Genomic DNA, 12,875 nt, shown 5'->3' on the forward strand with positions numbered 1-12,875 from the left:
TTTGTCGTTTACATCATAACAACTGGGAAATTTAAATGTTTCCTATTTTACTTCTTTTTTGTATAAAATGGATCTGTTTTTCCGCATGATAAGAGGAGCGTACCAATGGAGCGCTTTCCACTTGCTGAAACCCTTTTTCCAATCCTTTCTCTCTGTAGAGTGCAAATTGTTTGGGAGTAATATATGCTGCTACCGGATAATGTTTGTGTGTGGGTTGAAGGTATTGCCCTATGGTCAGTATGTGGCAGCCCACCCGGCGAAGGTCGTCCATCAGTTCTTCCACTTCTTCCGGAGTCTCGCCCAATCCCACCATAATGCCGGACTTGGTGGTAGTATTGCTTTCTGCAATTTGCCGCAACACTTCCAGGCTTGTTTCATACTTGGCGGCACTGCGTACGAGGGGGCTGATACGACGGACAGTCTCCATGTTGTGCGAAATGATTTCCGGTTGTGCATCGATGACTTGTGCCACGAGTTCCTTTCTTCCCTGGAAGTCGGGAATCAGCACTTCGACGGTGGTGTCAGGGTTGAGCCGCTTGATTTCCCGGATGGTACGTACCCAGTGCGACGCGCCTAAGTCGGGCAGGTCGTCACGGTCTACGGAGGTGACGACTGCATGGGAGAGTTTCATCAAGGCAATGGACTCTGCCACATGTGTAGGCTCATCGGCATCCAGTGGCAAGGGCTTCCCGCTTGCCGTGTTGCAGAACTTACAGCACCGGGTGCAGATATTTCCCCCAATCATGAAGGTTGCGGTGCCTTTCCCCCAACATTCCCCCATATTGGGGCAACGGCCGCTGCTACAGATGGTATGTAGGCAATGCGATTCGACAATGCGTTTGGTCTCGGTATAGCGCTCGTTGGCACCGATGCTTATTTTGAGCCACTCAGGCTTACGTACTCTTTCGGGCATTATTTCAATTCTTTGTTGAAGAAGTTGGTCAACCGCGTGTATAGGTGTAACCGGGTATTTCCTCCGTAGATACTGTGGTTGCGGTTGGTGTAAACCTGCATATCGAACTGTTTGCCGAGTTGTACCAGTTGTTCGGCATATTCGGCACAGTTCTGGAAGTGTACATTGTCGTCTGCCATGCCGTGTACCAGCAGCAGGTTGCCGTGAAGCTTGTCGGCACGGGTAAAGGTGGAACTGGCCTTATAGCCTTCGGCGTTTTCTTTCGGTGTGCGCATAAAGCGTTCGCCATAAACGGTGTCGTAGTAGTTCCAGTCGGTAACGGCAGCTACGGCTACTCCGGCCTTGAATACCGGTGTTCCTTCACTCATACTCATAATGGTCATGTATCCACCGTAACTCCATCCCCAGATTCCGATGCGGTTTTTGTCCACATAAGGCTGGTTGCCCATGTAGAGGGCGGTTTCCACCTGGTCTTTGGCTTCCTTGATACCCAGGTTCAGATAGGTGCATTTGGCGAATTCGGCACCCCGTCCTCCGGTGCCACGCCCGTCTACGCAAACCACGATATAGCCTTGTGATGCCATGTAGGTTTCCCAGCTTACACTGAACTTGTCAAGCACTTGCTGTGAACCGGGGCCGCTGTACTGGTACATCAGTACCGGGTATTTCTTGCCGGCAGAGAAGTCGGCAGGTTTCATCATCCAGCCATTCAATGTGGTTCCGTCGGAAGTCTGGAAAGTGAAGAATTCCTTCCGTGGCATGTCATAGCCGCTGATATCCTGCTTCAATGCCGCATTGTCCATCAAGGTGGCAAGAGTCTTGCCCGTATTGTCGTTCAGCGTAATGACGGTCGGAGTGTCCAGATTGGAATAACGGTTCATATAGTACTTCATGTTCGCACTGAACTGCGCACTGTTTGTTCCGGCTTGTGACGATAGCCTGGTCTTTTTACCTTTCCGGTCAATCTTGTAGATGGCACTGCGCATGGGGCTTTCCTCGTTGCTGCTGAAGTAGAAGCTTCCTTCTTCGGGATCATAACCCAGGAACTCCTGCACTTCATATGGTCCGGCTGTCACTTGTTTCAGCAGATTGCCACCTATGCTATACCAGTACAGATGGTTGTATCCGCTCTTTTCGCTGACAAAGCTGAAATTTTCCGGATAGAAGACGATGTTGTCGAATACATTCTCGCGGATATAGGTATCGCTTTCATCACGCAGAGCCAGTTTGGCTACCGTGCTGCGAGGGTCGGCAAAGTATAGGTCGAACCGGTTCTGATGGCGGTTCAGTGTCATGACGGCAAGCTTGTTGGGGTCTTGGGTAAAGCGGATGCGGGGAATATAGCCGTCTGCATCTACCGGCACGTTTATCTTGCGGGTCACTTTCGACTTGATATCGAAGGTGTGTACGGACACTTTGGAATTTACTTCTCCCGTTTTAGGATATTTGTAAGTATACTCTCCCGGATACTTCTCGAAAGGGGTGAAGTGGGGGGCTTGTCCGGCAAAAAGAGGGAAAGAGTAGGAGGGAACATCTTTCTCGTCGAAGCGGATGAAAGCCAGCATCTGGCTGTCGGCACTGAATTCCAGCGCACGGTTGAAGGAGAACTCCTCTTCGTAAACCCAGTCGGGGATGCCGTTCAGCACCTCGTTCTGTTTCCCGTCTTCCGTCACCTGGCTTTCGCTGTTGCCGTAGAGCAGTTTTACAAGGAAGATGTTGTTGTCGCGTACGAAAGCCACCTGATTGCCGTCCGGTGAAAATACGGGCACCTGTTGCGGGCCGCCGTCCGAAAGCTTTTCCACAATGTTGTTGATTTTACCGTCCAGATTGCGCTTCAGGCTGTAGATGTAATGCACAGCCGTATAGGAATGGCGGTAGATGGGAGTTGTTTCGGTGGCAATGAGCAGCTTGCTGCCGTCCGGAGCAAAGCTGTAGCTGTCGAATGTCTTGAACGTGCATTCGCGTGCGGTAGCGGCATCAAACAGCACTTCCACGGGTTTTCCCGTTTTGAAGGAGTATTTGATGATTTGTGTCCTGTCCGCATTCATTTGCGAATAATGTTCCCCGTCTCCCGGGATGGGGATAACGCCGGAAATGTTCTTCGGAGTGAACTTGCCCGATACGATTTCTTTCAAATCGAGCGCCTTGCCATTTTGGGCGAAACCTGCCAGCGTACAGAGGCAGAGGAGAAGTGCGATGCTTATCTGTTTCATATCTATCTTTTATGCTTATCTGTTTCCCTATTTTTTCTGGGGAACAAATATACAACAAAGGGAAGATTTATCGAAGCAGTGGGCCGATTTTATTCTTTTTGAACAGAAAAAGCCCGTCCTGCTCCTTGGGGGCGAAGCAGGGACGGGCCTCCGTCACTCATGGATGATGATTGGATGAGATGATGATTGGAATATCTTTCGTTACAAGCACTTGACTTTTCTTTGATATTCTGCAATGGCTGCATCCAGTCGTTCGTGGGCGGTTGTGTCACCCGGAACGTTGTGCGACGGATGGATGTACAAGTGTACGCCACGGTCGGCAAGGATTTCGGCAACGGTAGTGATGGTCATCCATACCATGGTGACGAAACTCAATGTAGACAACGGACCTACCTTGTCGAAGTGGTTCTTCAAAGGTACGGAGGCGTCTACCAGGGGAACGCAGGAATCCACTACGATATCTGCCAACTGGAAGAGGTTCTTTCCGCTGGAGTGGCGGCTGGCCTTGTCGCCCGTTTCGCTGGCTGAACCGTATACGATAACTTTCATGCCGCGCTTCTTGGCTTCCAATGCCATGTCTATATTGACGGCATTGATACCGGTATGTGAGAAAATCCACATGCAGTCTTTGGAATCAAAATCATAGTTCTTCATGATTTCCTGGCCGTAGCCTTCTGCCCGTTCCAGGAAGAGGAACTGATGAATACCCATCTGGCCGATAATCTGCGTGAAGAATGTCAGAGGCAATTCGCAAAGCGGGTGGAATCCTACAAAGCTGCCGATACGCGGATACATTTCTTCTACGGGAATTGTTGCGTGGCCGCAACCAAACGTGTGGACCCAACGACCGGCTTCGATGGAATCTGCCATAACAGTGGCTGCTTTTTTGATGTTTTCCAACTGGGTAGCCTCCAGTTTTTCCATAATGCCATGGGCATTCTTTAACCATTCGAGTGCTAACATAACTTTTTTGTTTTTTAAGAAGTTAATAAATTTATTTGAGTGAGCGTTTATACAAAAGGAGCATGACGGCAAGTGAGGCAATCATCAGATAAGGATAAAGTCCGATGCCATTGGTGTATTGGGAAACCATTCCCATCAGGCCGTTCATTGCAGTCTGGCCAATGAGGGCTATGGCAAGCGCCACGCTGAATGCTGTTCCCGATAAGGACGGGTACCGGCTTCCAAGAATGCTGAGTATCACGGGATACGTGGCCGACAGCCCCATACCTACCAGCACCATGCCGACTGCCGCACGTGCAAAACCCGGCGAGAACATAAGGAAACAGAATCCTATGGCAGTGAGCGTAAGGCTGTAGGGCAGCACGGTTTCCGGTTTTATCTTCTTGAATATCGCAACTTGCATCATACGTGCTACGGTCAGTCCCGCTACCATGCAGGTCAGTGCAATCAATGCCTGATTGGCCGGAATATCCGTCATCTGCCCAAAGTAACTCGTGGACCAGTTGTTGCAGACACCCTCGATGCCGCTTTGGAAAAAAAGAATGAAGCTGAGTAGCAGTAAGCTGCTTTCTTTCAGCAGTCCCAATCCCTCTTTTACCGGGAAACCTTGCGCCTGCTTAGGGGCGGGGAAGCGTACGGGGATACAGAATATAATGCCCGCAAGCATCACTACGCCAATTCCCAGCAAGATGGTTTCGAATGAATAATGCCTGGAAAGGGAGCCCAGCAACATCGGTATGCCCAATGCGCCCAGTCCGTAGAACATGCCCAGAAAACTGAGGCGTGAGCCTTTTTCGGATTCTCCTGAGATGTCGGATACCAATGCATTGGTTTCTCCGTTGAGGATGCCTCCGCCCAGGCCGATGCCGACGATGGAAGCTTGCAGCAGTGGCACGCTTTCAAAGAAGGCAAGCCCTTCCATCCCCAGCAGTACGATGATGCAGCTGGGCACCAGCAGGGCTTTATGTCCGAACCGGTCTACGATGGGACCGAAAATCAGGGAACCGGCCAGCATGCCCAGAGGCAGGAAAGTGACCAGTGAGGTTGTCTGCAACCCGCTCAGATTCAGCTTGGCTATGAGGGATGGCAACACTGCTCCCAATGTAATCATGGAGACTCCGAAGAAACACATCCCGATGCACGCTGCCGTGAATACGAGATTCTTGTGATAACTGTTACTCATACAAGTGATTTTTGATGGCAAGAAACGCTGCTCCTATCAGTCCGGCATTACCGGACAACTGAGAAGGTACAAATTCCACCTGCTTGATGCTGAGCGGTTGCGCCCATTTGCAGGCTTCCTTGTAAATGTCATCTATAAAGATACCGGCAGGGCCGAATACGCCTCCGCCCCAAATTATCTTCTGCGGGTTGAGCAGGCTGACCAGATTTGCGGAAGCCATGCCCCACATCTCGACGGCTTTGTGCAATACGGAGATGGCAATAGGGTCTTTTTCATTATAGGCACTGAACACATCATAGGCCGATATGCGGCAGATGGGTTTCTGGCGCAGTTTTCCTTTGTATGCCTTGTTGGCGCGTACGGCATCGCGTACCCGTGCCCCGATACCATTGCCGGAAGCGTAATATTCGAAACATCCGCATGCGTCATACTCTTCCCGGTAGGGAGGTTGCAGGGCCATCCAGCCGGTGGCGCCGATAATGTCGTTGGCTCCGTGCAACACGTGCCCGTCGATGATGATGCCGGCACCGATACCGGTTCCCACGGCAATGAATATGGCACTGTGACATTCTTTGGCGGCACCTTGCCACATCTCTCCATACATATAGCAGGTACGGTCGCTGTCGATGTATATCTCGATGCCCGGAGGCGTTACACTGCGCAGCTCCTCATAGAGGGGGTAGTTGTCCCAGCCCGGTATGTTGGGGGCCCATACCCGGTTGGTTTGGGAGTAAACGATACCGGGGATGCAGACACCTATTCCGTCGACGTGTATACGGCTTCTGCGTGCTACGGTAAGAAGTTTGGCGAGGATATCCGCGGCGAGCTTGCCCACTTCGTGACCGGTTCTTCCTTTCAGGAGCCGTTTGCGGTTAAACATCATGCTTCCGTCCGGAAAGAAAATGGCGCTGGCTATTTTGGTGCCGCCTATGTCCAATGCGATTGTTGCCATGGTGTTATAGTATTTATAGGTTGATTCATTAAGGTTGTATGCAAAGCTATGAATTTATTTCATTCTTGAGGTGTATAAACTGAGGAAATTGTGTGTAAAAAGAGTGTCTAATCACTAAATTGTGTTTAATGTAATTGCGCTTGGATGTACTCTTTCTCAATTAATTAGTTGTATATCAGTGGATGAAACATTTTTTAGTGCAGGTGGAATTTCTTTGTTTTATGTTCGTTAACAAATCGGGTGGAAAGTATTCTTGTTTTTGCAGGTTCATCCCACGGAAAAATCCTATATTTGCCACTTACATAAGGAATATGTATGGAAACCAAATCTACGCTCTATAATGAGTTCCCTTTTTTTCTGAAGCGATATTTTCCCTATAAGGTACAGAAAATATCGCTGAATGCCGGTTTTACGTGCCCCAACCGGGATGGAAACAAAGGAGTCGGCGGTTGCACCTATTGCAACAACCAGACCTTCAACCCCGATTATTGCCGTACGGAGAAATCCATTACCCGCCAGCTGGAAGAAGGCAAGCAGTTCTTTGCACACAAATATCCGGAAATGAAGTATCTCGCCTATTTCCAGGCCTATACCAATACGTATGGTGAATTGGAAGACCTGAAGCGGAAATACGAGGAGGCCTTGTCGGCAGACGGAGTGGTGGGCCTGGTTATCGGCACCCGTCCGGACTGTATGCCCGACAGCCTGCTGGACTATCTGGAGGAGATGAACCGGCATACATTCCTTTTAGTGGAGTACGGCATAGAGAGTACCGACGACAAGACACTTTGCCGCATCAACCGCGGGCATACTTTCCATGCCGCCGCTGATGCGGTGGAAAGAACCGCTTCGCGCGGAATCCTGACCGGTGGGCATGTCATCCTCGGACTGCCGGGCGAGACGCACGAAAACATCGTGGCACAAGCCGGCGTACTGTCCCGTCTGCCGCTCACTACCCTGAAGATGCATCAGCTGCAACTGATAAGGGGCACCCGTATGGCTCTGGAGTACCGGCAGCATCCCGAAGATTTCCATCTGTTCGGTGTGGACGAATATATCGACCTCGTGATAGACTATATCGAGCATCTGCGGTCGGACTTGGTACTGGAGCGTTTCGTTTCCCAGTCTCCCAAGGAACTACTCATTGCACCCGACTGGGGACTAAAAAATTATGAATTTAATCACCGGGTTCAAAAAAGAATGAAAGAACTCGGTGCATATCAGGGAAAGAAGTATGAAATGTGAGAAAAAAGAATTATTTTTGCCGCAACTTTAAATGTGGAATCAATCTAAATAAAGATACAGTTATGAACCCAAAAACAGTGATAAAAGGAAAAATCCACTACGTGGGAGTGAATGACCGCAATAAGCATTTGTTTGAAGGCATGTGGCCGTTGCCGTACGGGGTTTCCTACAACTCTTACCTGATAGATGATGAGACGGTCGCTTTGGTCGATACGGTAGACATCTGCTACTTCGAGGTGTATCTGCGCAAGATAAAGAGCATTATCGGCGAGCGCCCCATCCAGTATCTCATCATCAACCATATGGAGCCGGACCATTCGGGCTCTATCCGCCTGATAAAGCAGCATTATCCCGACATCATCATCGTGGGCAACAAGCAGACCTTCGGCATGATAGAGGGCTTTTATGGCGTGACGGGCGAACAGTACATGGTGAAGGACGAGGATTTTCTGGCTTTGGGGCATCATAAGCTCCGTTTCTATATGACCCCGATGGTGCACTGGCCCGAGACGATGATGACTTTTGACGAAACGGAAGGAGTCCTTTTCGCCGGTGACGGCTTCGGCTGTTTCGGTACGTTGGACGGCGGGTTCCTGGATACGCGCATCAATCTGGACAGATACTGGGACGAGATGGTGCGTTACTATTCCAACATCGTGGGCAAGTACGGCTCTCCGGTGCAGAAGGCGCTTGCCAAGCTGGGCGGTCTGCCCATTTCCACCATCTGCTCCACGCACGGGCCGGTGTGGACGGAAAACATAGCCAAGGTTATCGGCATCTACGACAAGTTGAGCCGCTACGCCGCTGACGAAGGTGTGGTCATTGCTTACGGTTCCATGTACGGCAACACGGAGCAGATGGCGGAAGCCATTGCGGCGGAACTTTCTGCACAGGGCATCAGGAACATCGTGATGCACAATGTGAGCAAGAGCAATCCTTCTTATATCATTGCCGACATATTCAAGTATCGCGGACTTATCATCGGCAGCCCCACCTACAGCAACCAGATTTATCCTGAGATAGAATCCTTGCTCTCCAAGATTCTGGTACGCGAAGTGAAGGGACGCTATCTGGGATACTTCGGCTCCTTCTGCTGGGCGGGTGCCGCCGTGAAGCGCATGGGCGAGTTTGCCGAAAAGAGCAAGTTCGAGATTGTGGGCGACCCGGTAGAGATGAAGCAGGCCATGAAGGACATTACTTACGAACAATGCGAAAACCTGGCACGTGCCATGGCAGAGCGTTTGAAGAAGGATAGGAAGTAGTTGAAAATTACCCCTAATTTATTAACCTAATAAAACAATCACAATGAGACTAATCATTCAACCGGATTATCAATCCGTGTCAAAGTGGGCTGCACATTATGTGGCTGCCAAGATCAAGGCCGCTAATCCGACACCTGAAAAACCTTTTGTATTGGGATGCCCCACCGGTTCTTCTCCGTTGGGCATGTACAAGGAACTTATCGACCTGAACAAGAAAGGCATCGTGTCTTTTCAGAACGTAGTGACTTTCAATATGGACGAGTATGTAGGTTTGCCCGAGGAACATCCCGAAAGCTACTATTCCTTTATGTGGAACAACTTCTTCAGCCATATAGACATCAAGCCGGAGAACACCAATATCCTGAACGGCAACGCTGCCGACCTGGATGCCGAGTGTGCACGCTATGAAGAGAAAATCAAGTCCTACGGCGGCATCGACCTCTTCATGGGCGGTATCGGTCCCGACGGACATATCGCTTTCAACGAGCCGGGTTCTTCCCTTTCGTCACGCACCCGCCAGAAGACATTGACTACCGATACCATCATTGCCAACTCCCGTTTCTTTGACAACGACGTGAACAAGGTGCCCAAGACTGCCCTGACCGTCGGTGTCGGTACTGTGCTTAGCGCCCGCGAGGTAATGATTATCGTAAACGGACACAACAAGGCACGTGCCCTCTATCATGCAGTCGAGGGTCCCGTGATGCAGATGTGGACTATCAGCGCCTTGCAGATGCACGAAAAGGGTATCATCGTTTGTGACGATGCGGCCACCGAAGAATTGAAGGTGGGTACTTACCGCTACTTCAAGGATATTGAGGCAGAGCACCTGGATGCGGAAAGCTTGCTGAAATAAGCAAACTAATAAAAGTTTTGCAATTCCACCCTCACCACCCTCACCGCTTGTCTGCATCTGCTTGTTCATCGGTGTTTCAGGGGTGAGTGAGAGCAATTTAAAAGGGTGAGGGCAAATTTTGCCCTCACCCTTTTTGTTCTCCTGATTTTGGTTGACTGTTTTCAGGACAGGGCGTTATGTGATGAAAACGGGCTCTGCTCCGCTGTAAGGCTTTGGGTGCCAATGTTAAAGATACCAAATACTCACTGCAAAACCAGTGCATCGTTTTTGCAGTGCCGCTGCAACATAGATGCAGTGCCACTGCAACTGTTTTGCAGTGCTACTGCAACGCCTTTGCAGTGTTACTGCAAAAGATGTGCAGTAGGTTTGCAGTGAGGGCTTGTGATGAAAAAGCCATGGGCGTGCTTTCTTTTTTGCGGAATATGTGCTATCTTTGTCATACTTGTAATTTAAACAGTAGCAGCTATGGAATTGAGTGGCAGACGCTATCCGATAGGGATACAGAATTTTGAGCAACTGCGTACGCGGAATTGTGTGTATGTGGATAAGACGGAGCTGGTGTACAAATTGGTGAATACAGACCAAATTTATTTCTTCAGCCGCCCCCGTCGGTTTGGCAAAAGCTTGCTCGTGTCTACGCTGGAGGCCTATTTCCAGGGGAAAAAGGAACTTTTCGAAGGGCTGGCTATGGAACGTCTGGAGCAGGAATGGGAGGTTTGCCCGGTGCTGCACGTTGATTTCAGCTTGACGAAATATACTGAGCTGCGTGACTTGACGGGGCAATTGAATTTGTTTTTATCTCGTTGGGAAGAAATTTACGGAAAAAAGGAAGAGGAAGAGGGGGCGGCAGAGCGTCTGCAAGGCATCATCCTGCGTGCCTACGCCAAGACCGGAAAGCCGGTTGTAGTGCTGATTGACGAGTACGATGCTCCTCTGCTTGACAGTAATTCCGATGCCCTTTTGCAACAACAGCTTCGCAACGAGATGCGCAAGTTCTTCAGTCCTCTCAAGGGGCTGGGGCAATATCTCCGTTTTCTTTTTATCACGGGTATCAGCAAGTTCAGCCAGCTGAGCATCTTCAGCGAACTGAACAATTTGCAAAATATCAGTATGCGCGATGACTTCAGTGCCCTCTGCGGCATCACCGAGGAGGAACTGCTGACGCAGTTGAAACCCGATATTGAGCGGATGGCCGAGGCTAATGATGAGACTTACGAGGAGGCATGCTTGCATTTGAAGCGGCAATATGACGGTTATCATTTCAGTAAGGTTTGTGCGGATATTTACAACCCGTTCAGCCTGTTCAATGCTTTCAATTCCAAAGAATACAAGAACTATTGGTTCTCCACGGGCACGCCTACTTTCCTGATAGATATTCTGCGCCATGCAGACTTCGATGTGCGTGCGCTGGAAGGTGTTGAGGCTACCGATGAGCAGTTTGATGCGCCTACGGAACAGATAACGAGTCCCATCCCGGTGCTCTACCAGAGCGGTTATCTGACCATTAAGGGCTATGACCGTAATTTCCAAATCTATCGTTTGGCCTATCCCAACGGTGAGGTCCGTAAAGGGTTCATTGAATCCCTGCTTCCCTCTTACGTGCACTTGCCTGCCCAGAACAACACCTTCTACGTCGTCTCTTTCCTTCGCGACTTGATGAAGGGTGATGTGGAGAGCTGCCTGGAGCGTACCCGTTCCTTCTTTGCCTCCATTCCCAATGATTTGGAGAACAAGACCGAAAAGCATTATCAGACCATTTTCTATTTGCTGTTCCGGTTGATGGGGCAATATGTGGAGTCGGAAGTGAAGAGTTCCGTAGGCCGTGCGGATGTGGTGGTGCAGTTGCAGGATGTCGTTTATGTCTTCGAGTTCAAATACGACGGTACCCCGGAAGAGGCGTTGGCTCAGATTGACAGCAAGCAGTATGCCATCCCTTACCGGGCAGACGGCAGGCGTGTGGTAAAGATTGGCGTGATTTTTGACAGTTCCACGCGGACGATTGGCGGGTGGAAAATAGCTAAAGCAGATTAGAAGAAGAAACTGTTTTGATTTTATATCCTTCTTTCTCAAGTCATTTTCCTTTTTTCTTTATATTATTGTTTAACTTTGGCGCTATTAAGCGGATGCCTCTTCGAGTGCATGGGTAGAAATGAATAAGCAACAGAAAGGAAGGAGTAGATGAAACGCTATAAGAAGATTCTTATGATATGGATATGTGCCATTGTAGTGGTGGCAGTGTCTGTGATAGTAGCATTATATGATAATGCCAACCAGGGACAAGACGTGGCTAAGGAGGTTGCTGTAGAAACTCTGCGGAAGGTTGCGGAACGGGTCGTGAATCGGGAATTTGATGGGCTGGGGATGTTCTATGCATTTGGGTCTGATAGTGGTAAGAAGCATACCAAAAGGAAAGCGATATCAGAAAATGGTGAATTTGAAGTGATAATAGATTCATTGAAAGAGGCACAAGGACTATTCCCGTTGGATGTCGTAGGGTTTAAAGCCGATATGTTGAATTATTATGGAAAATTTCCATTGGAAGAGATTTGTCTTGAGTGGAAAGCTGAGATGAATGATAGGTATGGCGGAGTCATGTGTGCTCTTTTTCTGAAGGTTAATCCGATGGGAAAGGGCATTGTGCAAGAATTATCTACTGGAGATGAAACTATAATTGCTTCACAGAATGATTTAGGCACTTACTATTTGGACGATATGTACACAATGAGGTTGACAGCTTATATGCTGCTTGATTTTTGGCACTGTGTGGATTGGGCAGACCATGTGCTGCAGATACTATCCTGTATTTTGTGCATTCTGTTATTGGGACTGGCGGTTTATATAGGAGGGCAACAGTATAGAAAGAGAAAAACGGCTGATACGTTGACAAAGAGCACTTACCGGTTCGGGAAGTATATATTTGATTCCGTCAACCATACACTGACTTATGAAGGTGAAAAAATATCTTGTACGCCACAAGCTGCGAAGTTATTACTTGGTTTTGCCAAGTCGTCCGAACTTTTCCTGACGAACGATGAAATAGCGGAAATTTGCGGTTGGCCATTGAGTGATTTGAATTTAGGCAGCCGCCGCAGAAAAGCAATAAGTTTATTGGGTAAACTCTTTGAGGCGGACGATTCCGTTCAGATTCTTCTTCTGCCGGAAAGGAAGGGGTATCAAATTGTTATCTCCAAGTAGATGAAATGTTAACCCATATTGGTGTGTCGGGTGTGAACTTTTTTTCACGCCCCAACTTTGGGCGTTTTCCGAATAAAGACTTGCAAAAGCCAA

Annotated in this window: 10 protein-coding genes; 5 read left to right on the forward strand and 5 right to left on the reverse strand. The window is 49.1% G+C overall.

The genetic code is table 11. The annotated features are described in order from the left end of the window. Nucleotides 1-31 precede the first annotated feature (31 nt). The 5 genes from lipA to CSD97_RS10675 all read right to left on the reverse strand — a co-directional run bounded on the left by lipA (nt 32) and on the right by CSD97_RS10675 (nt 6,224). Complete coding sequence (gene lipA, locus CSD97_RS10655; RefSeq protein WP_005835250.1) at nt 32-913, reverse strand: lipoyl synthase; 882 nt, start codon at nt 911-913, stop codon at nt 32-34. Beyond that, nucleotides 913-3,126: a S9 family peptidase gene (locus CSD97_RS10660; protein ID WP_098032374.1), complete on the reverse strand. Its 2,214-nt coding sequence runs from the start codon at nt 3,124-3,126 to the stop codon at nt 913-915. The genes lipA and CSD97_RS10660 overlap by 1 nt, the downstream gene beginning before the upstream one ends. A gap of 201 nt (nt 3,127-3,327) precedes the next feature. Next, complete coding sequence (locus CSD97_RS10665) at nt 3,328-4,089, reverse strand: sugar isomerase domain-containing protein (protein ID WP_005823892.1); 762 nt, start codon at nt 4,087-4,089, stop codon at nt 3,328-3,330. A 31-nt stretch (nt 4,090-4,120) separates the two neighbouring features. Then, nucleotides 4,121-5,272, reverse strand: coding sequence for an MFS transporter (locus CSD97_RS10670; protein WP_016274106.1), 1,152 nt, complete (start codon nt 5,270-5,272; stop codon nt 4,121-4,123). Further along, nucleotides 5,265-6,224 carry an ROK family protein gene (locus CSD97_RS10675; protein ID WP_005823887.1) on the reverse strand — a complete coding sequence of 320 codons (960 nt, stop codon included), beginning with the start codon at nt 6,222-6,224 and terminating at the stop codon, nt 5,265-5,267. The genes CSD97_RS10670 and CSD97_RS10675 overlap by 8 nt, the downstream gene beginning before the upstream one ends. Nucleotides 6,225-6,539: 315 nt before the next feature. Between CSD97_RS10675 and CSD97_RS10680 the strand changes: the two genes are divergently transcribed. From CSD97_RS10680 to CSD97_RS10700, 5 genes are all read left to right on the forward strand, one after another. Next, complete coding sequence (locus tag CSD97_RS10680) at nt 6,540-7,469, forward strand: TIGR01212 family radical SAM protein (RefSeq protein WP_098032375.1); 930 nt, start codon at nt 6,540-6,542, stop codon at nt 7,467-7,469. 62 nt (nt 7,470-7,531) lie between these two features. Next, a complete protein-coding gene (locus tag CSD97_RS10685) occupies nt 7,532-8,731 on the forward strand; it encodes an FprA family A-type flavoprotein (protein WP_016274104.1) in 1,200 nt (399 codons plus the stop codon). 43 nt (nt 8,732-8,774) lie between these two features. Next, entirely contained in the window at nt 8,775-9,587 is an 813-nt protein-coding gene (gene nagB / locus CSD97_RS10690) for a glucosamine-6-phosphate deaminase (RefSeq protein WP_098032376.1), read from the forward strand. Nucleotides 9,588-10,052: 465 nt separating this feature from the next. Next, nucleotides 10,053-11,618, forward strand: a complete 1,566-nt coding sequence (locus CSD97_RS10695; RefSeq protein ID WP_098032377.1) for an ATP-binding protein — start codon at nt 10,053-10,055, stop codon at nt 11,616-11,618. 147 nt (nt 11,619-11,765) lie between these two features. Then, entirely contained in the window at nt 11,766-12,782 is a 1,017-nt protein-coding gene (locus tag CSD97_RS10700; RefSeq protein ID WP_005835264.1) for a response regulator transcription factor, read from the forward strand. Nucleotides 12,783-12,875: the final 93 nt, after the last annotated feature.

Source organism: Bacteroides sp. AR29 (assembly GCF_900217715.1).
Lineage (GTDB): Bacteria > Bacteroidota > Bacteroidia > Bacteroidales > Bacteroidaceae > Bacteroides > Bacteroides uniformis.

Excerpts from the sequence above, each read along its gene's own strand:
- lipA (WP_005835250.1), bottom strand. The coding sequence starts at position 913 with ATGCCCGAAAGAGTACGTAAGCCTGAGTGGCTCAAAATAAGCATCGGT.
- CSD97_RS10660 (WP_098032374.1), bottom strand. The coding sequence starts at position 3,126 with ATGAAACAGATAAGCATCGCACTTCTCCTCTGCCTCTGTACGCTGGCA.
- CSD97_RS10665 (WP_005823892.1), bottom strand. The coding sequence starts at position 4,089 with ATGTTAGCACTCGAATGGTTAAAGAATGCCCATGGCATTATGGAAAAA.
- CSD97_RS10670 (WP_016274106.1), bottom strand. The coding sequence starts at position 5,272 with ATGAGTAACAGTTATCACAAGAATCTCGTATTCACGGCAGCGTGCATC.
- CSD97_RS10675 (WP_005823887.1), bottom strand. The coding sequence starts at position 6,224 with ATGGCAACAATCGCATTGGACATAGGCGGCACCAAAATAGCCAGCGCC.
- CSD97_RS10680 (WP_098032375.1), top strand. The coding sequence starts at position 6,540 with ATGGAAACCAAATCTACGCTCTATAATGAGTTCCCTTTTTTTCTGAAG.
- CSD97_RS10685 (WP_016274104.1), top strand. The coding sequence starts at position 7,532 with ATGAACCCAAAAACAGTGATAAAAGGAAAAATCCACTACGTGGGAGTG.
- nagB (WP_098032376.1), top strand. The coding sequence starts at position 8,775 with ATGAGACTAATCATTCAACCGGATTATCAATCCGTGTCAAAGTGGGCT.
- CSD97_RS10695 (WP_098032377.1), top strand. The coding sequence starts at position 10,053 with ATGGAATTGAGTGGCAGACGCTATCCGATAGGGATACAGAATTTTGAG.
- CSD97_RS10700 (WP_005835264.1), top strand. The coding sequence starts at position 11,766 with ATGAAACGCTATAAGAAGATTCTTATGATATGGATATGTGCCATTGTA.